The organism is Sinorhizobium sp. FG01 (assembly GCF_002531875.1).
Taxonomy (GTDB): domain Bacteria; phylum Pseudomonadota; class Alphaproteobacteria; order Rhizobiales; family Rhizobiaceae; genus Sinorhizobium; species Sinorhizobium fredii_C.
In genome coordinates this window covers 378107-399801 of the sequence record NZ_NWTB01000002.1, presented here as the reverse complement: position 1 = coordinate 399801, position 21695 = coordinate 378107, and the positions used below count along the sequence as shown (strand labels likewise).

18 protein-coding genes and 1 pseudogene are annotated in these 21695 nt (G+C 64.2%); 12 read left to right on the top strand and 7 right to left on the bottom strand.

Going from position 1 to position 21695, the window contains the following annotated elements; all coding sequences use genetic code 11:
* Positions 1-85 precede the first annotated feature (85 nt).
* The 10 genes from phnD to hutU all read left to right on the top strand — a co-directional run bounded on the left by phnD (position 86) and on the right by hutU (position 11687).
* Positions 86-991: a phosphonate ABC transporter substrate-binding protein gene (gene phnD, locus CO656_RS01940; RefSeq protein WP_097524611.1), complete on the top strand. Its 906-nt coding sequence runs from the start codon at positions 86-88 to the stop codon at positions 989-991.
* Positions 992-1097: 106 nt separating this feature from the next.
* Entirely contained in the window at positions 1098-2060 is a 963-nt protein-coding gene (phnE, locus tag CO656_RS01935) for a phosphonate ABC transporter, permease protein PhnE (RefSeq protein WP_097524610.1), read from the top strand.
* Between the two features lie 9 nt (positions 2061-2069).
* Positions 2070-3587: a phosphonate ABC transporter, permease protein PhnE gene (phnE, locus tag CO656_RS01930; protein ID WP_097524609.1), complete on the top strand. Its 1518-nt coding sequence runs from the start codon at positions 2070-2072 to the stop codon at positions 3585-3587.
* Positions 3588-3711: 124 nt separating this feature from the next.
* Entirely contained in the window at positions 3712-4419 is a 708-nt protein-coding gene (locus CO656_RS01925; RefSeq protein ID WP_097524608.1) for a DUF1045 domain-containing protein, read from the top strand.
* 1 nt (position 4420) lies between these two features.
* Complete coding sequence (locus CO656_RS01920) at positions 4421-5560, top strand: alpha-D-ribose 1-methylphosphonate 5-triphosphate diphosphatase (protein ID WP_037417178.1); 1140 nt, start codon at positions 4421-4423, stop codon at positions 5558-5560.
* The gene (phnN, locus tag CO656_RS01915; protein WP_097524607.1) at positions 5557-6144 is read left to right on the top strand and encodes a phosphonate metabolism protein/1,5-bisphosphokinase (PRPP-forming) PhnN; all 588 of its coding nucleotides are present in this window, start codon (positions 5557-5559) and stop codon (positions 6142-6144) included. Before CO656_RS01920 ends, phnN begins: the two co-directional genes overlap by 4 nt.
* A 172-nt stretch (positions 6145-6316) precedes the next feature.
* Positions 6317-7564, top strand: coding sequence for an imidazolonepropionase (gene hutI / locus CO656_RS01910; protein WP_097524606.1), 1248 nt, complete (start codon positions 6317-6319; stop codon positions 7562-7564).
* The gene (gene hutH, locus CO656_RS01905; RefSeq protein WP_097524605.1) at positions 7561-9096 is read left to right on the top strand and encodes a histidine ammonia-lyase; all 1536 of its coding nucleotides are present in this window, start codon (positions 7561-7563) and stop codon (positions 9094-9096) included. Before hutI ends, hutH begins: the two co-directional genes overlap by 4 nt.
* Before the next feature lies 1 nt (position 9097).
* Positions 9098-9901 (top strand): N-formylglutamate deformylase, encoded by an 804-nt coding sequence (hutG, locus tag CO656_RS01900; RefSeq protein ID WP_037417164.1) that lies wholly within the window; start codon positions 9098-9100, stop codon positions 9899-9901.
* Between the two features lie 112 nt (positions 9902-10013).
* Positions 10014-11687 carry a urocanate hydratase gene (hutU, locus tag CO656_RS01895; RefSeq protein WP_179864687.1) on the top strand — a complete coding sequence of 558 codons (1674 nt, stop codon included), beginning with the start codon at positions 10014-10016 and terminating at the stop codon, positions 11685-11687.
* A gap of 44 nt (positions 11688-11731) precedes the next feature.
* On the opposite strand, the pseudogene CO656_RS01890 reads toward hutU, so the two are convergent.
* The 6 genes and pseudogenes from CO656_RS01890 to CO656_RS01865 form a co-directional block, all read right to left on the bottom strand.
* A pseudogene (locus CO656_RS01890) lies at positions 11732-12930 on the bottom strand (MFS transporter).
* 76 nt (positions 12931-13006) lie between these two features.
* Positions 13007-14440, bottom strand: coding sequence for a M81 family metallopeptidase (locus CO656_RS01885; RefSeq protein WP_097524603.1), 1434 nt, complete (start codon positions 14438-14440; stop codon positions 13007-13009).
* A 10-nt stretch (positions 14441-14450) separates the two neighbouring features.
* Entirely contained in the window at positions 14451-16370 is a 1920-nt protein-coding gene (locus CO656_RS01880; RefSeq protein WP_097524602.1) for a beta-N-acetylhexosaminidase, read from the bottom strand.
* Positions 16371-16392: 22 nt separating this feature from the next.
* On the bottom strand, positions 16393-17220 hold the full coding sequence (locus CO656_RS01875) for an SDR family oxidoreductase (protein ID WP_097524601.1): 828 nt from the start codon (positions 17218-17220) through the stop codon (positions 16393-16395).
* Complete coding sequence (locus CO656_RS01870) at positions 17189-18052, bottom strand: MurR/RpiR family transcriptional regulator (protein WP_097524600.1); 864 nt, start codon at positions 18050-18052, stop codon at positions 17189-17191. Before CO656_RS01870 ends, CO656_RS01875 begins: the two co-directional genes overlap by 32 nt.
* Positions 18053-18112: 60 nt before the next feature.
* Entirely contained in the window at positions 18113-18517 is a 405-nt protein-coding gene (locus tag CO656_RS01865) for a RidA family protein (protein WP_037417130.1), read from the bottom strand.
* Between the two features lie 113 nt (positions 18518-18630).
* Between CO656_RS01865 and CO656_RS01860 the strand changes: the two genes are divergently transcribed.
* The gene (locus CO656_RS01860) at positions 18631-19119 is read left to right on the top strand and encodes a hypothetical protein (protein ID WP_037417127.1); all 489 of its coding nucleotides are present in this window, start codon (positions 18631-18633) and stop codon (positions 19117-19119) included.
* 14 nt (positions 19120-19133) lie between these two features.
* Positions 19134-20696 (top strand): M81 family metallopeptidase, encoded by a 1563-nt coding sequence (locus tag CO656_RS01855; protein WP_097524599.1) that lies wholly within the window; start codon positions 19134-19136, stop codon positions 20694-20696.
* A 36-nt stretch (positions 20697-20732) separates the two neighbouring features.
* Here CO656_RS01855 and gcvA read toward each other — a convergent pair whose 3' ends face one another.
* On the bottom strand, positions 20733-21641 hold the full coding sequence (gene gcvA / locus CO656_RS01850) for a transcriptional regulator GcvA (protein WP_097524729.1): 909 nt from the start codon (positions 21639-21641) through the stop codon (positions 20733-20735).
* Positions 21642-21695: the final 54 nt, after the last annotated feature.

Below are 21695 nucleotides of genomic sequence, written 5' to 3'. Positions count from 1 at the left end.
CGCCGCGATCGAATGCCCGCGTCAAGGGCGCCCAATCGAAACAGCCACTGATCCGGCGAGGCCGGATAAACGGGAGACGAACCTCATGCTGAAGAAAGCTCTTCTGGGCGCCGTTGCGCTCATCGCCCTGGCCGGCCATGCCCAGGCCGAAGACCTAAAGGAATTCCGCATCGGCATCATGGGCGGCGAGAACGAAGCCGACCGCCTGCGCAACTACCAGTGCCTGGTCGACAAGCTCCCGGCCGCCATCGGCGTCGAGAAGGTCTCGCTCTTCCCGGCTGCAGACTATGACGGCGTCATCCAGGGGCTGCTCGGCGGCACGCTCGACTATGCCGAACTCGGCGCTTCCGGCTACGCCAAGATCTACCTCGCCAAGGCTGATGCCGTCGAGCCGATCTTGACCACGGTCCAGACCGATGGCTCCACCGGCTACCACTCGATCATGGTCGCCCGCAAGGACGCCGGCATCACCAAGCTCGAGGATCTCAAGGGCAAGAAGCTCGGCTTCGCCGATCCGGACTCCACCTCCGGCTACCTCGTCCCCCTCGTCACCCTTCCGGAAGCGATCGGCGCACCGGTCAAGGAATATTTCGGAGAGACCGGCTTCGGCGGCGGTCATGAAAACCTCGTCCTCGAAGTCCTCAAGGGCACCTTCGATGCCGGCACGACCTTCGGCTCCGGCGTCGGCGAGTTCAAGGACGGCTACACCTCCGGCAATCTGCGCAAGATGGTCGACAAGGGCGTGCTCGACATGAACGACCTCGTCGAGCTGTGGCGCTCGCCGCTGATTCCGAACGGCCCGATCGTCGTGCGTACAACGATGAACGACGACATGAAGGCGAAGTTCAAGCAGTTCATGATGGATCTGCCGAAGACCGACGCCGCCTGCTTCTCCGCCATCCAGGGCGGTGATTTCACCGGCTTTACGGAGGTCAACAGCGATTTCTACAAGCCGATCATCGACGCTCGCAAGGCAACGATCGGCGGCTGATCAAGAACCGCCAGATTTACGCTGGCCGCGTTACGCGGCCAGCGTTTGATTGTTCGGGGTTGCCGCCGGCACCCACCGCAAGAGGCCGGCACGAGCCGGAAATCCCATGGCCACCTCCCTGCTGTCACAGCGCTTGAGCGAGAACGGCGCCCTGATCGAGCGTCATTGGCAGGAGCTCAATACGCGCCGTCGCCTCTATACCTGCCTCGGGCTTGCCGCCCTGGCGCTGGCGCTTTTCGGCTCGCTCTGGTTCGCGAACGACTCGAATGCCGGGAAATTCCTCGTCCGCCTGCCGCATTTCTTCGACTTCGTCGGTGACCTGATGCCGCGCGAGCCGATGGAGATCGTTCGGGCGCTCTTCGATCTGCCCTCTCCCTACGACGACGGCAGTTTCAAATACAACTATCCGGAAGGCCGGCTATACGTCACCGAGAGCCTCTACATTCCCGAATACTTTCACAAGATGCTGGAGACGGTGAATATCGCCATCTTCTCGACGCTGATTGGTGCGTTCTTCGGCTTCATTCTGTGCTTCCTCGCGGCCCGCAACCTGACGCCCAGCGCTTGGGTGCGCGGCCCGGTCCGCCGGATCATGGAAATCCTGCGCGCATTTCCGGAAGTCGTGATTGCCGGCTTCTTCCTGGCGATCCTGTCGCTCGGCCCGATCCCCGCGATCGCGGCGGTGTCGATTCACACGATCGGTGCGCTGGGCAAGCTGTTCTTCGAAGTGGTCGAGAATGCCGACATGAAGCCGGAGGAGGGCCTGCGCGCCGTTGGCGCCAGCTGGATCGAGCGGGTTTGGTTCGGGATCGTGCCGCAGGTCTTGCCGAACTTCACCAGCTATTTCCTGCTTCGCCTGGAGATCAACGTGCGCGCCTCGACGATCATCGGCGCTGTCGGCGGCGGCGGAATCGGCGAGCTCCTGCGCCTGTCGATCGGCCAGGGCCATCAGGCCAAGACGCTCGCGATCGTGCTTTTGCTCTTCGCAACGATCTTCGCCGTCGATCAGTTCTCCGCCTGGCTTCGCCGCCGCCTCGTCGGCGACCAGGCCTTCCAGCTCGCCCAGTAGGAGCGCGCCATGATTGCCTCGACCAAGCCCAGCGCGCTCGAAATGGAAGCCATTGCGGCGCGCCACCGGCATCTCCTGCAGTCATCCACCGCAAGGCGGCGCAGGACGGCGCTGATCGGCATCGGCGTCGTTCTCTATCTCGCATTCAGCTGGTGGCTCTTCTCGATCGGCCATGTGCTCGCCAACGCCAATTGGGGTATCGCGGGCACCTATCTCGCCGACTGGGTCTCCTATGAGGTTCGACCCGAGATCGCCGTCGCCCCCGACGGGACGATGGCCGTTTCCTACCAGCGCAACTCGCCGCTCGGTCGAAATCCCGATCCGGAATGGGTGACCCTCGAAAAGCGGACGGCAACGCGCACCGTCGAGGCACCGGCTGCGACGAAACAGGCGCCGAAGCCGAAGACGAGTTCCTCATTCAACTTCATGGCTCCGAAGGCGGCACTCGGTGGCGGAGAGGCTGCAGCCGCCCAGAACGCTGATGAGACACGTACCGAGGAAATCGTAACCCGAGCGGTCGTAACCTATGACCGTTCGACGCGCATCGAAGTCGGCGACAAACTGGTCACCGCCATCCACGGCGGCGAAACGCTCACCATGACGGTTGACGGTGTCGACACCGTCACGCCGCAGACACCCCTCCCAAGCTGGGCCACGCAGAAGCGGCCGGGCGAAAAGGTCACGCTTTCCTTCGGCTCCACCGGCTGGGCGGAAGTTACCGGCGACGAGGTCTCGATCCGCAATCGCTTCTTCGGCTGGGCGAACTTCCTCTTCGACACCAACTCGCCGTTCTTCGGAAAATCCTACGGCGAAGTGGCACGTCTGATCCTGTCGGGAGACCGAATCGACCCGGCGCGCTCGAACCTGTCACTCGCCTGGGACAACGTCCTCTACAATGCCGAATGGCAGCATCTCGATGTCTGGACGAAGCTGCTGCAGACGGTCGTCATGGCCTTTGTCGGGACGGTGTTCGCGTCCCTTATCGCCTTCCCGCTCTGTTTCCTTGCCGCCCGCAACATCACCCCGAGCCGTGTAACCAACCAGTTGGCCAAGCGCTTCTTCGATTTCCTGCGCTCGGTCGACATGTTCATCTGGGCGCTGTTCTTCACCCGTGCCTTTGGTCCGGGGCCGCTTGCCGGCATGTCGGCGATTTTCTTCACCGACACCGGCACGCTCGGCAAGCTCTACTCCGAAGCGCTGGAAAACATCGATGACAAGCAGCGCGAAGGCGTCAAATCCGTCGGCGCTCCGCCGGTCGCGGTGCAGCGCTTCGGCGTGCTGCCGCAGGTGCTTCCCGTCTTTGCAAGCCAGGCGCTTTATTTCTGGGAATCGAACACACGCTCTGCCACGATCATCGGCGCCGTCGGGGCCGGCGGCATCGGTCTGAAGCTCTGGGAAGCCATGCGGACCAATTCGGATTGGGAAAATGTCGCCTATATGGTTCTTTTGATCTTGATGGTTGTCTTCGTTTTCGACAGCATCTCGAACGCGTGCCGCTCCCGGCTGATCGGGCGCAGCGGACACTGAACTCTTTTTGCGCTTCAGACCGATGCGATCATGATGTTGTCATGCAAATCGGCTAGCTGCGCATCACACCCACAAGTGGTCGGCTCGCCTCACCGCCGGGCGACGATCAAGAAAGTGAAGACCAGTGCGCTACGCAATCTATTTCGCGCCGCCGGCCGATGACCGGCTGTCGCAGACCGCGTCCCGTTGGCTCGGCCGCGATGCCTTCCTCGACGGCGCCTTGGCCTGGCCGGACAACTTGGCACTCGAACGGGAACAGCACATGACCCTGACGGCCGAGCCGCGCCGCTACGGCTTCCATGGGACCTTGAAAGCGCCCTTCGCGCTTGCGGCGGGACGAAGCGAAGCGGAATTGATCGCCGCCTTCGACGAATTCGCCGCGGAAATCGAGCCCTTCGAGATACCGGAGATCAGGCTCCACCAAATCGGTCCGTTCTTCGCGCTCGTACCGAGCGCGCCGTCGGCGCCCATGCAAGATTTGGCGGAGCAGGCGGTTCGCCGCTTCGAACCTTTTCGCGCCCCTCTCTCCGGAGCTGATCTCGCCCGCCGCAATCCGGAAAAACTGACGCAGCTTCAAAAGGATTACCTCGCGGCATGGGGATACCCCTATGTCTTCGAGGAGTTCCAGTTCCATCTGACGCTCACCGGCTCCGTGCCGGAGGAGACGCGCGGCCTGATGCGCGATACGCTCGAGGCCGCCTTCGACGAATTTATCGGGCGGCCGCTGAGCGTCTCGACGATCGCTCTTTTCGTCGAGCCGCAGCGCGGCGCCCCCTTCACCGTTCATTCCCTGCTGCCACTCGGCAGCGCATCCGCACGAAAGATTGCATGACATGAGCAGCGAACAGGTTCTGAGCAATGCCCGCATCGTTCTCGAAAATGACATCATCGATGGTTCGGTGCTGATCCGCGACGGCAAGATTGCCGACATTTCGGAAGGGGCGAGTCGGGTTGGCGAAGATTTCGAGGGCGACTACCTGTTGCCCGGGCTGATCGAGCTTCACACCGACCACCTGGAGGCGCATTATTCCCCGCGCCCGGGTGTGCGCTGGCTGAAGATCGCCGCCATCCAGGCGCACGACGCCCAGGTCGTCACCTCCGGCATCACCACCGTCTTCGACTGTCTGCGCCTCGGCTCGGACGAGGAAAGCGGCTTCCCGAAGGGCGAGATGCGCAGCATGGCCGACGCCTTGGCGCAGGCGAAGGACGAGGGCCGGCTGCGCGCTGACCACCTCATCCACCTGCGCTGCGAGGTTTCGACCGCCGACGTGCTGGAGCACTACGACGATTTTCGCGACGACCCGCAGGTTCGCCTCGTCTCCCTAATGGATCACGCCCCCGGCCAGCGCCAGTTCCAGACGATGGAGCAGTATATCCTCTACTATAAGACCAAGCGCGGCCTGACCGACGAGGCTTTCGCCGCTTTCGTCGAGCGCCAGCAGGCGCTTTCGGCACGCTATGCGGCCCCGCACCGCACGGCGCTCGCGCAAGCCTGCGCGGAACGCGGCATCACCGTCGCAAGCCACGACGACGCTACCCTCGCGCATGTCGAGGAGTCGATCGGCTACGGCGTCCGGCTGGCAGAGTTTCCGACGAGCTTCGAAGCGGCTGAAGCCTCCCACCGGGCGGGATTGAGCGTTCTGATGGGGGCGCCCAACGTCGTGCGCGGCAAGTCGCATTCCGGCAACATCGCCGCGCGTGAGCTTGCGGAGCGCGGCGTGCTCGACGTGCTTTCGTCGGATTACGTGCCCTTCAGCCTGATCCATGCACCCTTCATCCTCGCCGACGAGGTCGAGAGCATCGACCTGCCGAGCGCGATCGCCCTGGTGACCGCAACGCCGGCACGCACCGTCGGCCTCACCGATCGCGGCCGGATCGGCGTCGGCCTGCGCGCCGATGTAGCGCGTGTCCATCGGCCCGAGGGCATTCCGGTGGTTCGCTCCGTATGGCGCGAAGGACGGCGTGTCGCATGATGGCCGCGGAAAATCAGGGCGGGACGCTCATCGTCGTCGTCGGCCCGAGCGGCGCCGGCAAGGATAGCGTCATGGGTTTCGCCGCCCGCCACTTCGCGCAGCGGCCGGATATTCTCTTCGTCCGACGGGTCATCACCCGCCCCTCGGATGCCGGCAGCGAAGTGCACGAAAGCGTCTCCACGGCGGAATTCGAAGAGATGCAGCAAGTCGGCGCCTTCGCCGTTGCCTGGCAGGCGCACGGCTTGAGCTACGGAATTCCGCGTGAGATCGCCGACAGGATCGAAAGCGGTATGACGGCAATCGTCAACGGCAGTCGCGCAGCCCTTCCCGCCATCCGAGCCGCCTTCGGCAAGGTGGCCGTTGCCCTGGTCACCGCCGACGCATCGGTGCTCGCAAAGCGCCTCGCCCAACGTGGTCGCGAAAGCGAGGAAGACGTGCTGCGTCGACTGAAGCGGCAGGTCCCCGACGTCGTGGCCGGGCCGGACGTGACCGTGATCGACAATAGCGGCCGGCTCGACATTGCCGGGCAGCGTTTCGTCGCACTTGTCGAACAGCATTGCGCCAAGGCCCCCCACCCCGCCTGATCGCCGACCCTCGGACAATTTCGCCCGAGCCCCGGATCGAAAGACCGGGGCTTTTTTCTTGGCGATTGCGTCCACGGGCCGCCTTACCTCCTGGCAGAGGGTCGAACATTTTTTTCGCTTGCCGCCGGCTTATTATGTATATACATTATCGCAAGAGAAGGGCGGAAAGCTTATGAACGAAAACGCCGACATGAAAGCGGAACGCAGCAGTCTCTGGCGCAACGTGCGCCTTGCGACGCTTCGCGAGGATTTGGGCCCGCTCGGCATTGTCGAAACGGGCGCCGTGGCCGTGCGCGGTGGTCGGATCGTTTATGCCGGCGCCGAAAGCGAACTCCCCTCTCGGCTGTCCGGCGCCGACCGGCTGATCGATTGCGAAGGCCGCTGGATGACGCCGGCGCTGATCGACTGCCACACCCATATCGTCCATGGCGGGAACCGTGCCCGTGAATTCCAGATGCGGCTCGAAGGCGCTAGCTATGAAGAGATTGCCCGCGCCGGCGGAGGAATTGTCTCCACCGTAAAGGCGACCAATGCTCTGTCAGTCGACGAGCTCGTCGAAGCCGCCCTTCCGCGGCTCGATACGCTGCTTTCCGAGGGCGTTGCGACGATCGAAGTCAAATCGGGCTATGGCCTCAACATCGAGGCGGAACTGAACATGCTGCAGGCGGCGCGCAAACTCGCGCAAGCGCGCCCGGTCCGCATCGTCACCAGCTATCTCGCCGCCCACGCCACGCCGCCGGAATACAAGGGCCGGAACGCCGACTATATCGAAGATGTCGTTCTCCCCGGACTAAGCCAGGCCCATGCGGAACGACTCGTCGACGCTGTCGATGGCTTCTGCGAGGGGATCGCCTTCTCACCGGCCGAGATCGCCCGTGTGTTCGACCGGGCCAAGGCGCTCGGCCTGCCGGTCAAACTTCATGCCGAACAGCTTTCCGATCTCGGCGGTGCGAAGCTTGCAGCCTCCTATGGCGCGCTTTCGGCCGATCACCTCGAATATCTCGATGCGGACGGCGCGACCGCCATGGCGAAGGCCGGTACCGTCGCCGTCCTGCTGCCGGGAGCATTTTACACCCTTCGCGAAACGCAATTGCCGCCGGTCGAGGCGCTGCGCGCCGCCGGCGCGCGCATCGCGATTGCCACCGATTGCAACCCGGGAACCTCGCCGCTGACGTCTCTTCTCCTGACCATGAACATGTCGGCGACGCTCTTCCGCCTGACGCTGGAGGAATGCCTCGCCGGCGTTACGCGCGAGGCGGCGCGCGCGCTTGGTATCCTCGGCGAGACCGGCACGATCGAAGCGGGAAAGTCGGCCGACCTTGCTCTCTGGGACATCGAGGCGCCGGCTGAGCTGATCTACCGCATCGGGTTCAACCCCCTCTCCGAGCGGATTTTCAAGGGTGAAAGGATTGCCCGATGACCATTGTTCTGAAACCCGGTTCGGTACCGCTCAAGGACCTGGAGGCGATCTATTGGACGGGTAAGCCGGCCCGCCTCGATCGCGCCTATGATGCCGGTATCGAAAAGGCCGCAACCCGGATCGCCGAGATCATCGCCGGCAATGCCCCCGTCTACGGCATCAATACCGGCTTCGGCAAACTCGCCTCGATCAAGATCGACAGCGCCGATGTTGCCACCCTGCAGCGCAATCTGATCCTGTCGCATTGCTGCGGCGTCGGCCAGCCGCTGCCGGAGAATATCGTGCGCCTCATCATGGCGCTGAAGCTCATCTCGCTTGGTCGCGGCGCGTCCGGCGTGCGCCTCGAACTCGTCCGCCTGATCGAAGGGATGCTCGAAAAGGGCGTCATCCCGCTGATCCCGGAAAAAGGCTCGGTCGGCGCTTCCGGCGATCTCGCGCCGCTCGCCCATATGGCCGCGGTGATGATGGGCCATGGCGAGGCCTTCGTCGCCGGCGAGCGCATGAAGGGCGATGCTGCCCTAAAGGCCTCCGGGCTTTCCCCGGTGACGCTCGCCGCGAAGGAAGGCCTGGCGTTAATCAACGGCACCCAGGTTTCGACGGCACTGGCTCTGGCGGGCCTGTTCCGTGCCCATAGGGCCGCCCAGGCGGCGCTCATCACCGGCGCGCTCTCGACCGATGCGGCCATGGGATCGTCAGCCCCGTTCCACCCGGATATCCATACGCTGCGCGGCCATCGCGGCCAGATCGACACGGCGGCCGCACTCCGGAGGCTGCTTGACGGGTCGGTCATTCGCCAAAGCCATCTCGAGGGCGACGAGCGCGTGCAGGATCCCTATTGCATCCGCTGCCAGCCGCAGGTCGACGGCGCCTGCCTCGATCTGCTGCGCTCGGTTGCCGCGACCCTCACCACCGAGGCCAATGCCGTCACCGACAATCCGCTGGTGCTCTCCGACAATTCCGTCGTCTCCGGCGGCAATTTCCATGCCGAGCCGGTCGCCTTCGCCGCCGACCAGATTGCGCTCGCGATCTGTGAGATCGGCGCCATTTCGCAGCGCCGCATTGCGCTCCTCGTTGACCCGGCCTTGAGCTACGGTCTGCCCGCCTTTCTCGCCAAGAAGCCGGGCCTCAATTCCGGGCTGATGATCGCCGAAGTTACCTCGGCCGCGCTTATGTCGGAGAACAAGCAGCTCTCGCATCCCGCCTCCGTCGACTCTACGCCGACGTCGGCCAACCAGGAAGACCACGTCTCCATGGCCTGCCACGGCGCCCGCCGCCTGCTGCAGATGACCGACAATCTGTTCTCGATCGTCGGCATCGAGGCCTTGGCCGCCGTCCAGGGCATCGAATTCCGGGCACCGCTTGCGACCAGCGCGGAACTTCAGAAGGCGGCCGCAGTCGTGCGCGCCGTTTCCCCGACGGTCGAGGAGGATCGCTACATGGCAGACGACCTCAGGTCCGCCGGCGAACTCGTTGCCTCCGGGCGGCTCGCAGCCGCCGTCTCCGACGGCATTCTCCCGCGACTGGAGATTTGACATGGCCGTCTACGAAGTCCGGCAGGGCACCTCGCCCGTCATTCTCGGCTTTCCGCACACGGGCACCGACGTTCCCCCGCCGATCTGGCAGCGCTTGAACGACAACGGCCGTATCCTCGCGGATACCGATTGGCACATCCACGAGCTCTATGAAGACCTGCTGCCGGAAGCGACCATCGTCCGCGCCACCTTCCATCGCTATGTCATCGACGCCAATCGCGATCCGGAGGGCGCCAGCCTCTACCCGGGCCAGAACACGACCGGCCTTGTTCCGGAAACCGATTTTGATGGCGTGCCTATCTGGAAGGAAGACGAAGGCCCGACGGACGCGGATATTGCCGCGAGACTGCGCGATTTTCACGCCCCCTATCACGCCGCGCTCGCCGCCGAGATCGACCGGGTCAAGGCCATTCATGGCGTGGCGGTCCTCTACGACTGCCACTCGATCCGCTCGCATATCCCCTTCCTGTTCGAGGGCAAGCTGCCGGACTTCAATATCGGCACCGATATGGGCAAGACCTGCGCCCAGCAGATCGAGCGTACGACGGCGGATATCGCAAGCAAGGCAGAGGGTTACACCCACATCCTGAACGGACGCTTCAAAGGCGGCTGGACGACCCGTCACTATGGCCGCCCCGAGACCGGCGTCCATGCGATCCAAATGGAACTCGCCCAATCGACTCATTTGGCGACGGAGGCGCCGCCCTTCGCCCTCGACGCAGGCAAGGCCAAGCTGCTCCGCAGTCATTTGAGGGCGATCCTGGAACAGATCGAAGCGATCGCCCTCGGTCTTCGCGATAACTAAACTTACAGAATTGAACAAACACAGACACTTATGGCGGAATGCTGATCCGATAGCGCAGCACATTCTCCAGCATCCCGCCGAAACCGCAATTGACAGGGAGTGAGGCATGACCATGAACAATCCGCGCCACAACATCCGCGACGTGCGCAGCCCGCGTGGCACCGAGATCAGCGCCAAGAGCTGGCTGACGGAAGCGCCGCTCCGGATGCTGATGAACAATCTCGACCCGGAAGTCGCCGAGAACCCGCACGAACTCGTCGTCTATGGCGGCATTGGCCGGGCCGCCCGCACCTGGGCGGATTTCGACCGGATCGTCGCGACGCTGAAGGATCTCAACGAGGACGAGACCTTGCTCGTCCAGTCCGGCAAGCCGGTCGGCGTCTTCCGCACCCACAAGGACGCGCCGCGCGTGCTGATCGCCAACTCCAACCTCGTGCCGCACTGGGCGACCTGGGACCATTTCAACGAGCTGGATAAGAAGGGTCTCGCCATGTACGGCCAGATGACCGCCGGTTCGTGGATCTATATCGGCAGCCAGGGCATCGTGCAGGGCACCTATGAGACCTTTGTCGAAGCCGGCCGCCAACACTACAACGGCGACCTCAAGGGCAAATGGGTGCTGACCGGCGGCCTCGGCGGGATGGGCGGCGCCCAGCCGCTTGCCGCCGTCATGGCCGGCGCCTGCTGCCTCGCCGTCGAATGCAATCCGGATTCCATCGATTTCCGTCTCCGCACCCGCTATGTCGACGCGAAAGCCGAAACGCTTGACGAAGCGATGGAGATGATCAACCGCTGGACCGCCGCGGGCGAGGCGAAATCCGTCGGTCTGCTCGGCAACACGGCCGAGATCCTGCCGGAGATGGTCCGACGTGGCATCCGCCCGGACATGGTGACCGACCAGACCTCCGCCCATGACCCGATCAACGGTTATCTGCCGAAGGGCTGGACCATGGCCGACTGGAAGCAGAAGCGTGAAGGCGATCCGAAAGCCGTCGAAAAGGCCGCCCGCGCCTCGATGCGCGAGCATGTCGAAGCGATGATCGCCTTCCAGGACATGGGGATCCCGACCTTCGACTACGGTAACAACATCCGCCAGGTGGCGAAGGAAGAGGGCCTCGAAAACGCCTTCGCCTTCCCTGGCTTCGTGCCGGCCTATATCCGCCCGCTGTTTTGCCGCGGCATCGGCCCGTTCCGCTGGGCGGCGCTGTCCGGCGATCCGGACGATATCCGCAAGACCGATGCCAAGGTGAAGGAGCTGCTGCCCGACAACAAGCACTTGCACAACTGGCTCGACATGGCCGCCGAGCGCATCGCCTTCCAGGGCCTCCCAGCGCGCATCTGCTGGGTGGGTCTTGGCGACCGCCACCGCCTCGGCCTCGCCTTCAACGAGATGGTCAGGACCGGCGAGCTCAGCGCACCGGTCGTCATCGGCCGCGATCATCTCGACTCCGGCTCCGTCGCCTCGCCGAACCGCGAGACCGAAGCCATGAAGGACGGCTCCGACGCCGTGTCCGACTGGCCGCTCCTGAACGCACTGCTCAACACCGCGTCGGGTGCCACCTGGGTCTCGCTGCACCATGGCGGCGGAGTCGGCATGGGCTTTTCGCAGCATTCGGGCGTCGTCATCTGCTGCGACGGCTCGGAAGATGCCGCCCGCCGCATCGAACGGGTACTCTGGAACGATCCAGCAACGGGCGTCATGCGCCATGCCGATGCGGGCTACGACATCGCGGTCGATTGCGCCAAGGAACAGGGCCTGCGGCTCCCGGGCATCCTCGGCAACTGACGAAATGGCGGGAAGCTGCCCCGCGGCCTCCCGCTGCCCGGCTCCTACGATGTCGCAATCCTGGCACGCTTGCCGTCGAGCAAAAGGAGCAGCACCAGCCCTGCGAGCCCGGCCGCAGCGCCGTCCCGGAATAGTCGCTGAAGCGCGTGCCGATCGCAAAGAGCGCAGTGCTGAACGCCCCGCCCAAAAAGATGTTCACCGCGATCAGCGAACTGCCAAGCCCCGGCCGATCGGCGATCAGGTCCTGGAGGTAGGTGATCGGGATGCTGATCAGCGCCGCCGCACCGAGGCCGCTGGCGAGGGTCAGCGCATAGACGTGCCAAGGCCGATCCGACAAGCCGAGCAGCGCCAGATAGACCACGTAGACAGCGGTGCCGAGCGCCAGGGCATCGACATGGCTGAGGCTGTATTGAATGCGGCCCCAGACCAGAATGAAGGCCACTTCCAACAGCGCCACGAGGCCGACGATGCCGATGTCGGTAGCGGTGCCGCCGGCCGCACCGGTGACGATCAAGGGAAGGACCGCCGCATTGACATGCAGGGTCGAGGAAATCAGCGCGATGGCGACAAGCCGCCCGAGTACCCGCGGCGACAGGATCTCGCCGAGGGACGCGAGATAGGAAAGCCGTTTGCCGAGGGCTGAGCCGGCACCGGCTGTGGGCGGCAACAGGAAAGCGACGAGGATGAGGTTGGCGGCGCAGCCGAGACTCGCCAGCAGATAGGCCGGCAGCATGCTGCCGCGCGCTGCGAGCACGAAGCCGACCACGCCCGGGACCAGCACCCAAGAAAGCGAGATGGCGGCCCTCACTGCCGAGTTGACCGCAGCCGCGTCCCTGCCGCCCATGTGGTTGGCCGCTGTGCGTACATTGGCGAAGAGGAGCGAATTGAGGGCGCCGTAGATCGGCAGGAGCAGCAGCGTGGCAATCACGAAGCTCGCCTTCGCCGGCCAAGCATAGACCATCCCATAGCCGACAACGCCGAACAGAATGACCGCCAGCATCAGCGTGCGGTAATTGCCGACGCGGTCCGCGACGATGCCGACGGTGACGCTGGCAATGACGTTGAGTAGGGCGGCGGCGAAGATCAGCGCCGAATAGAACGCGTTGCCGAGGCCGAGTTCGGTGATGCCGACCACTGACTGATAGGGCGAGGTCGCGGCGCCGGCGAAGCCGAAGAGGAATATCGCGAGCATGCTCGCGCGAATGACCGGGTTTCGCATGGCCGTGAGCAGCGACGAAGACATGGAGGGGTGTTCCGCGGAAGGGGCGAGGTCAGTTCTGTCCGCCCGAGGCATCGAGCGGGGTCGTGCGGCTGCGGCGTCAGGTCCAGCGGGCGGACAGCCGCGCCTTCGGGGTGAAGTCGAAATCGCGATCGAAGGGGAAGATTGGCCGCTGGCGGCGCTCGCTCGCGAGCTTCTCGATGTCCTGATTGACGACACCGTCGGTGAGCGCCATCAGGTTGGGCTTGGCGATCGGCGCGAGTTCCGGTGAAAGGTAACCGGACTTGACGACCAGCAGGCGGACCGCCTGCGGGTCGAGACCGAGCCGGCGGAAATCCTCGATATTGTGATAGGGCCGCCGCCGGGCCGAAAGCACGACGGTGATGCCGCCGACCTGAACCACCGCCTGCCGTTCCGCAAGCAAGCCGGGATCGTAAAGCCTGACGATCTTCGCCGCGGCTTCGACGGCAGCACCCGAGGGGTCGAGGCTGCCGCCGATCCGAAGGGCCAGGGTCGAGCCTTCGCTTGCGGCAAAGCATGCCTCTACCGCCGGCCGATCGGCAATTCCGGCAATGAGCGCGTCCTGCCAATCACGTGCCAGAAGCGCCTTCAACACGTCGGCGCGGTCGCCGACGCCGCCGCCGGTCGGGTTGTCGCCCGAGTCGGCGAGAACGATCGGTCGCGTCGTTGCCGCTTCGGCAATGTCGAGCATGGCTTCTAGGGCTCCGGTCACCGAACCGAAACGGAATTTTTCTCGGGCATCCCAGTAGCTTGCGGCGATTTCCTCCGCCGCTTTCAAAGTGGCTTCCTGGTCCGATCCGGTCACGACCGCGCAGGCGGTGGCCCGCGGCTCGTCCGCCCAGACATAGCCGACCATCAGATTAGCATCGAGGATGCCGGCCCGAACATTAATCTCGGGCAGGACTCGATAAAGGCTTGCCGCAGGCTCGTCCTCCGTCGAGGTCCTCTCTCCTGGCAGGAGCAGCGGCACGGGCGCCCAGGCGACGCCCGGCCGAGCGCCGGTGCGCAGCACCTCGACCAGCATCGTCCACGCCCTCACCATGGTTTCGCGCGTATCGATATGCGGCGCCGTGCGATAGGCGGCGAAAATATCGATTTGGTCGATGATCCGCTGGCTGACATTGCCGTGCAGGTCATAGCTGACGGCAATCGGGCAGCCGGGACCGACGACGTCACGGGCAGCCGAAATCCAGTCGGCCTCCGCATCGTCCAAGCCGTCGACCGTGATCGCGCCATGCATGGCGAGATAGAGTCCGTCGATCGGCACGACTGCCTTCAACCCTTCCAGGAACTCCGCCTTGAAGGCCACATAGGCCGGCCGGGAAACCGGCCCACCGGGGACGGCGCGGGCATGGAGCAGCGGAACGTGTTCCACATCCTCAGCGTCGAGGAAGCTGAAATTGTCGGCCCTCAGCAGTTCCTCGCCCCTCAAGACCCGAAAGTCCTCGACCGACATCAGGACGGGCGAATAGGTGCTGCATTCCGTGTGGATTCCGCCGACGGCGATCCGCATGACTCAAAACTCACAAGATCGGGCTCAGGGGAGCGATCGCCGCAAAGCGCAGCCAGTCCTTCTCAGCCTTTGGCGTCCAGGCCGCCTCGGCGATCGCCGACAGGCGCGGGAAGACGAGCCGGTTGAAATAGCCGCGCGACAGAAAATGCTCCGACCAGATGCAGGCCTGCACGCCCTTCATTCGGCTCTTTAGCTCTTCCGGGAACTCGCCTTCCGCCTCGTAGGCATAGGTATGCGCCGGCGTTGCCGTGCCGGCCCAGCTTGCGCCGGGCTCCTGCCAGGCTTCCGCCTGGGCCATGTCGAGGTAGTAGGCCTGGCCGGGCGTCATGACGACGTCGTAGCCCTCGTGCGCCAGTTCGATGCCGACCTTGGGGTTCTCCCACGCCATCAGCAGCGTGTCCTCGGTTCCGACGCCGCCGCCATGGGCGACCTCGTTCCAGCCGACGAGCTTGCGGCCGCGCGCCGTCAGCATCTGCTTCACCTTTTTGAGGAAGAAAGACTGGAGCGCGAAGGTGCCGGAAATGCCCTCCTCTTCCATCAGCCTGCGTGCCAGGGGCGAGGCGAGCCACGAGCCGTTCGCCACCTCGTCGCCGCCGATGTGGATATACCGGCTCGGGAAAAGCTCAACCATTTCGTCGAAGACCTTCTCGAGGAATTCGTAGGTGAGCGGGACGGCTGGATTGAGCGCGTTGTTGGGATAGCCCTGGACGGAATGATAGCTCTCCGGCGCCTCCTGGCCATCTGCAAGATCGGGAAGTGCCACGAGCGCCGCAGTGCTGTGGCCGGGGATGTCGATCTCCGGCACCACCTCGACATTGAGACCGGCCGCATGGCCGACAATCGCCTTGACGTCCTCCTGGCTGTAGAAGCCGCCCGAGGGCTCCGCCCCGTTGCCGAGCTGCGGCAGCAGCGGCTCGTCAGGCCCGCGCAGTACGCCGAGGGTCGTCAGGGTCGGAAAAGCCTTGATTTCCAAGCGCCAGGCCTCGTCGTCGGTCAGGTGCCAGTGGAAGATATTGAGCTTGAACCAGGCGAGAATATCGATCAGCCGCAGGACGTCGGCAGTCGGATAGAACTGCCGCGACACGTCGAGATGGCAGCCGCGCCAACCGTAGCGCGGTTGGTCGGCGATCGTACCCGAGGCAGGAAAACGGAATCTGCCGGCATGGCTGCGCGCGCCGTCGAGGAGCTGCGCGAGCGTCGTCAGCCCGTACTGCCGTCCGGCTGCCGCGCTATATTCAAGCCGGATCTCGCGGGGGGAGAAGGTAAGACGGTACGCCTCGGGAGCCAGATCAGCACCCTTTGCGAAGACAATCGGCACCCCTTGCTCCGATGGTGCGAGGCTGAAGGGAGAGTGCCCGGCGGCAAAGAGCCGATGAAACAGCGCCAGCACGTTCGAAACCGCCTCGACATCCTCCGGGCTGCTTCCCGCGGCCGGGTAGAGGACCACGGGAAATTCATCTCCTGCCACGGCGTCGATCTTCGCCGGCCAGGGCTGCAGCGCGAAGGGCAGGTCGAGCCGTCCTTCGGGCAGACGGACCGGCGGCGGTTCGCTCGTGGCACCCTCGAGCCTAAGGTCCGAGACCGCCACCGGCACATGCTTGCCATCGGAGAGCGTCAGATAAGCCGACTTCGCCCCGTCGCTGCAGTGCTTGGCCTGCCGGTGCAGACCGCTGACCACGAAGGTCCAGCTTTCCCCCGGCTGAAGGGTCAGCCCCTCGGGCGGGGCGAATTCATGAAAATTGGCGTTGCGGCGCAGGAAGACGGCGTTCTCGCAGGCAGCCGGATCGATGACGCGAGTGAGCGAGGTGTAGACGAGACGGAAGCCGCTCAGCGCCCTGCCGGAGAGATTGAAGAGACTTAAGGTGAAGCGACCGTTGGGGCCGCCATCCGGCTGCCAGGCAGATTCGAGGCGATATGAAACCGGCTGCATCAGCATCCTCCAAGGGGATTGGTCAATAATGGCTGGACTGCGAGAAGGTGCGGGCGAGTTCGGCCTGGCCGGCTGTCAGGCCGCAGTCGACCGGCAGGCACACGCCCGATATGGCGCCGGCTTGCGGCCCGGCCAGGAAATCGACGGCATTGGCGACGTCTTCGGGGTTGACGATGCGCTGAAGCGGATACCAGCGCTTGGCCTCCTCGAAGACCTGCGGATTGGCCGCGGCGCGGGCTTCCCAGGCCTGGGTGCGCACCGTGCCCGGCGCCACCGCATTCGAGCGGATGCCGAACTTGCCGTATTCGACGGCGATGAGCCGGGTCAGATGCAGGAGGCCGGCCTTGGCGCAGCTATAGGCCGGATGTCCGAAGACGCCGACACCATTCACCGAGGCGATATTGACGACCGAACCCCTGCTCTCCTTCAGCATGTCCTCGACCGCCCGGAAGCAGAGGAAGGCGGCTTCGAGATTGAGCGCATTGTCCATCCGCCAGATGTCCTGCGTCGTATCCTGCAGGCTGGCGGCGCGCGCCGCGCCGGCATTGTTGACGAGCGTATGGACGACGCCACGCTCCCCCGCGGCTGCGGCCATGGCCGCCACGCTCGCCGCATCCGTCACATCGCAGGCGACGGCGGCGAACCGTTCCTCTGCGCCGAGTTCACGCGCGACCTTGGCTCCGGCATCGCCGTCCATATCGGCGAGGAGAACGACGTCGTGTCCATCCGCCAGGCGACGGGCAATGGCCCGGCCGATGTCGCCGGCTGCGCCGGTGACGATCGCTACGGATTTCGGCTTGGGCGGTTGCTCTGCCACATCAGTCTCCGAGAAGCTGGCGATCGTCGCCATCCCTATGCGCGACCAGCTGCTGCTTGATGCGCCTGAGCGTTGCGGTGGCCTGCGGCTGGACACGGTAAGCCACCAGGCTGGCAAGGATGTCGACCAGAGCCACATAGGCGATGCGCGTGGATGTCGGACGGTAGATGTTGTTGCCTTCCGGCAGGTCGACCGGAACGGTGGTGTCGGCGGCGCGCGCCACCGGGCTGCCGGTCTGGGTAAGCGCGATGGTCGGCACCTTCGCTTCGCGGGCAAGGCCGAAGGCACGCACCAGCTCGGCGTTGCGACCCGAAAAAGACGAGCCGATGATCACATCGCTCTGCCTGGCGGCTGCCGCGAGCATCAATTGCATGCTGTGGTCGGAGCTCGCGGTGATGCGCAGGCCGAGGCGGAAGAGGCGGTTCTGCAATTCGCCGGCAATCATCGAGGAATTGCCGCCCGACCCGAAGGCGTAGATCATTTCCGCGCCGGCTAGCCGGTCGGCCGCCTGTTCGAGGGCTGCAAGGTCGAGCGAACGATGCAGCAGGAACAGCGCGTTCTGCGCCTTGGCGATGATGTCCTGGGCCACATCGCCGGTCTCCTGGCTTTTCGGCTCGGGCTTCAGGTAGCGCATCCCGACATAGGCGGTGCGGGCGAGTTGCACCTTGAAATCGGAAAAGCTGTCGCAGCCCAGCCGCCGGCAGAAGCGCGTCACCGTCGGCGGCGAGACATCCGCCTTCCCCGCAAGCTCGATGATCGATGCGTTGACGGCAAATTCGAAGTCGTTGAGCAGAATGTCGGCGATGCGGCTCTCCGACTGCGAGAGCCGCTCCTTTTCATGCTGCAAGGTTGCGAATATATCCATCCGGACGGCCACTCCTATCTGAGCCGCGGGATGCGGGCGGAAATCCGCACGCACTTTTCCTCATCCCGCGACATATTGGGCGTCCTTGGGCTTATAGGCGACGCAGTCGATCTCCACCTTGCAATCGACCATCATCGAAGACTGCACGCAGGCACGCGCCGGCGGATGAGCTCCAAAATATTCCTGATAGATCTTGTTGAAGCTCCAGAAATCGCGCGGGTCGTCCAGCCAGACGCCGACTCTCACCACGTGCTCGATACCGTAGTCGGCCTCCTTCAAAATGGCCAGCAGATTGCCGATCGCCCGGTGGGTCTGGGCGACGATGTTCCCGTCGACGATCTCGCCATTTTCCATGGCAACCTGCCCGGACACATGGAGCCAGCCGTCTACCTCCACGGCCCGCGCGAAAGGCAGCGATTTTCCGCCCGCCCCGATCTCTTCGGTGCCATAGCGTTTGATGGACATCAGGAGCCTTGTGCAAATTATTTTCGCATTACGTTGACAAATCACCACAGAAAGACAATTTTGGCCAGAGAAAAACGCCAATCATGAAAAGAATTTCAATAAGGGGCGAACACATGCGGAATCCCTTCCAGAATCCGTTCCCCGTCAGCGACGCCGCCCGGCGACAGATCTGGGAGATGCTGGTGACGCGGGACATCGACGCTTTCCTTGCCGCCGACTGGTCGCTGGTGGCCGCCGATTTTGTCGAAGAGGGTTTCATCGGCATCGATGGAAAACGGACGGCAAGCCCTGACAATTGGCGGCTGGCGTTTCCGTCGCTTGCCGCCTATCGCGACGAGTGGCTGCGCCAAGCCCTGGATTTTGCCGAGCAGTCCTTCTCGGAGGACGCGCGCACGGCGATTTTCACCACCACGACGCTCGAGGACATCGAGATCAACGGCGATCGGGCGCTCGCCCGAAAGAAGTTCGATGGCGAGATCAGGAAAGCCGACGGCAGCGCCGATGTCCTGAAGTGGCAAACGGTCTATTATTGCAGGCTGCATGAAGGCCGGTGGAAGATCTCTGGCTTCACCGGTTATCTGCCGAATCCGATGGGTGATTGAGGAAGGCGACGGCATTGCGCATTTTTACAGCGGCCCTGGCAACCGAAACGAACACCTTCTCTCCCATCTGCATCGACAGGCGCGCCTTCGAAGCGTCGCTTTATGCGCCTCCTGGCAAGCATCCGGAAACGCCGACGCTCTGCACCGCGCCGATCACCGTGGGCCGCCGCGTGGCGGCGGAGAAGGGCTGGCAGCTGATCGAGGGCACCGCGGCCTGGGCGGACCCCGCCGGGCTGGTCAACCGGCAAACCTATGAGACATTGCGCGACGAGATCCTCGGGCAATTGCGTTCAGCCCTCCCCGTCGACGCCGTGGTGCTCGGGCTGCATGGTGCGATGGTCGCCGACGGCTACGAGGATACGGAGGGCGATCTCCTGACGCGCGTGCGCGAGATCGTCGGGCCGGAGGTGCTCGTCTGCGTCGAGCTCGATCCGCACAGCCATCTTACTGAAAAGCGTGTTGCGGCCGCCGATTTCTTCGTCTTCTTCAAGGAATTTCCGCACACGGATTTCGTCGATCGCGCCGATGACCTCTGGCGCATTGCCGTCGACACGCTCGAAGGGCGCGTTCGACCGGTCATGTCGGTATTCGACTGCCGGATGATCGACGTCTTTCCGACGTCGCGCGAACCGATGCGCAGCTTCGTCGACAAGCTGATGCGGATCGAGCGGGAGGATCCGGACGTCCTGTCGCTGTCGGTCGTGCACGGCTTCATGGCCGGCGACGTTCCGGAGATGGGCACCAAGACGGTTGTCGTCACCGATGGCCGTCCGGAAAAGGGCCAAGCGCTCGCTCGCGAACTCGGCCTCGAGCTTTTCGAAAGGCGCGGCACCTTCCGCATGCCGGAAATCGACGAAAGGCAGGCGGTCGCCGCGGCGATCGCCGCACCTGCAGGTCCGGTCGTAATCGCCGACATGTGGGACAATCCCGGCGGCGGCACGGCGGGCGATGCGACGGTCGTGCTCGGGGAACTGCTCGCGAACGGTGTGACGGACGCGGCGATCGGCACCATCTGGGATCCGATGGCCGTGCAGATTTGCATGGCGGCGGGCGAAGGCGCCGAAATTCCTTTGCGCTTCGGGGCGAAATCGGCCCCCGGCACGGGCCATCCGATCGACGGCATCGTCAGGGTGGTGCGGCTGGTGCGCAATGCCGAAATGCGCTTCGGCGAGAGCTTCGCCCCCTTCGGCGACGCAGCGCACCTTCAGTATCGCGGTATCGACATCATTCTCAATTCGACTCGCGCCCAAAGCTTCGACCCGAGCCTGTTCTCGGTGATGGGTATCGATCCGAATGCGAAGAAAATCCTGGTGGTCAAATCCACCAACCACTTCTACGCCTCGTTCTCCAAGATCGCGTCGCAGATCCTCTATTGCTCGGCCGGAACGCCCTACCCCAACGATCCGGCGAAAACGCCCTATCGGCGGGCGCGGCGCGATATCTGGCCGATCATAAGCGATCCGCACCGGCGTGAACATCTCGATACGATACGCGACTCCGCAGCCCAAACGCACACGTCCGGCTCCAGTGCAGCCCGCAGTCGGGACTTCCTCTATGGGGATGACGGGCTGCTGTAATGATCGCCGTCGACACGTCAGCCTCCGTGTCGCTTGTTAGCGGAGCGGCGAAGGCGGTGATGCCGCCTCTTCCTTCAGCCAGGAAGCGAAGATTTCTGCGGCGGGGGCCGGTCGGCGACCTTTTGGCGTGACGATCCAGTAGGCGATCCGATCGGACCGGACCGAGTGCGCGAAAGGTTGCACGAGCCGTCCGGCCGAAAGATGGTCGCGCACCATATGCAGGCGCCCGATCGCGACACCTTGCCCATTGAGAGCCGCTTGAAGCACGATGTTGTAGTCGGTCAGCTGAAGTATTCGGCCGCGCCGATAGTCGACACCGGCTTCGCCGCACCAAAGCTGCCAGTCCACGGGCTTGCTGGACTCGAGCAGGGTCTGGGCGAGCAGATCCGCCGGCCTTGCGAAGCGTGATCCATCGCCGTAGAGGGTCGGGCTCAACACGGGGCTCAGCTCTTCGTTCATCAACCGCTCCGCCAACATCCCATCCCACTGCCCGGCACCGAAGCGTATGGCCAGGTCGACATCGCCGGTTTCGAAGGTCGTGAGACCCAATGTCGGCTCGAGGTCCACCTCGATCTCAGGATGCTCGATCATGAACCGGGAAAGACGGGAGACCAGCCAGTTGGCGGCAAAGGAGGGAAGGACGCTGACGCGCACGCGTTGCCTGGCAGCGCGGTAGCGAATCTCGGAAGTCGCGCCGGCGATAATCCCGAAGGCTTCGGTGGTCCTGCCGAGATAGTCCGCCCCCTCGATCGTCAATTCGATGCTCTTGGCTTTGCGGACGAACAGCCGCACGCCGAGCGTCTCCTCGAGCTGCTTGATGTGGTGGCTCACTGCGCTTTGGGTGATCAGCAACTCTTCGCCCGCCTTGCGGAAGCTGAGCAAGCGACCCACCGCTTCGAAGGCCCGCAAGGCCTGCAGCGGCGGCATGGTGCGGGATGTGCGCATGGGCTCTTTCGTCGTGGCATTAGCGTAATCGATCGCACCATAGCGCAGTTTGAA

What these genes read in the sequence shown, in the direction of transcription:
- CO656_RS01875 (WP_097524601.1), bottom strand. Translation starts at nt 17,220, where the DNA reads ATGGCGACGATCGCCAGCTTCTCGGAGACTGATGTGGCAGAGCAACCG.
- hutI (WP_097524606.1), top strand. Translation starts at nt 6,317, where the DNA reads ATGAACGAAAACGCCGACATGAAAGCGGAACGCAGCAGTCTCTGGCGC.
- hutU (WP_179864687.1), top strand. Translation starts at nt 10,014, where the DNA reads ATGAACAATCCGCGCCACAACATCCGCGACGTGCGCAGCCCGCGTGGC.
- phnD (WP_097524611.1), top strand. Translation starts at nt 86, where the DNA reads ATGCTGAAGAAAGCTCTTCTGGGCGCCGTTGCGCTCATCGCCCTGGCC.
- CO656_RS01885 (WP_097524603.1), bottom strand. Translation starts at nt 14,440, where the DNA reads ATGCGGATCGCCGTCGGCGGAATCCACACGGAATGCAGCACCTATTCG.
- CO656_RS01865 (WP_037417130.1), bottom strand. Translation starts at nt 18,517, where the DNA reads ATGTCCATCAAACGCTATGGCACCGAAGAGATCGGGGCGGGCGGAAAA.
- CO656_RS01870 (WP_097524600.1), bottom strand. Translation starts at nt 18,052, where the DNA reads ATGGATATATTCGCAACCTTGCAGCATGAAAAGGAGCGGCTCTCGCAG.
- phnN (WP_097524607.1), top strand. Translation starts at nt 5,557, where the DNA reads ATGATGGCCGCGGAAAATCAGGGCGGGACGCTCATCGTCGTCGTCGGC.
- CO656_RS01920 (WP_037417178.1), top strand. Translation starts at nt 4,421, where the DNA reads ATGAGCAGCGAACAGGTTCTGAGCAATGCCCGCATCGTTCTCGAAAAT.
- CO656_RS01880 (WP_097524602.1), bottom strand. Translation starts at nt 16,370, where the DNA reads ATGCAGCCGGTTTCATATCGCCTCGAATCTGCCTGGCAGCCGGATGGC.
- CO656_RS01860 (WP_037417127.1), top strand. Translation starts at nt 18,631, where the DNA reads ATGCGGAATCCCTTCCAGAATCCGTTCCCCGTCAGCGACGCCGCCCGG.
- phnE (WP_097524610.1), top strand. Translation starts at nt 1,098, where the DNA reads ATGGCCACCTCCCTGCTGTCACAGCGCTTGAGCGAGAACGGCGCCCTG.
- hutG (WP_037417164.1), top strand. Translation starts at nt 9,098, where the DNA reads ATGGCCGTCTACGAAGTCCGGCAGGGCACCTCGCCCGTCATTCTCGGC.
- gcvA (WP_097524729.1), bottom strand. Translation starts at nt 21,641, where the DNA reads ATGCGCACATCCCGCACCATGCCGCCGCTGCAGGCCTTGCGGGCCTTC.
- hutH (WP_097524605.1), top strand. Translation starts at nt 7,561, where the DNA reads ATGACCATTGTTCTGAAACCCGGTTCGGTACCGCTCAAGGACCTGGAG.
- phnE (WP_097524609.1), top strand. Translation starts at nt 2,070, where the DNA reads ATGATTGCCTCGACCAAGCCCAGCGCGCTCGAAATGGAAGCCATTGCG.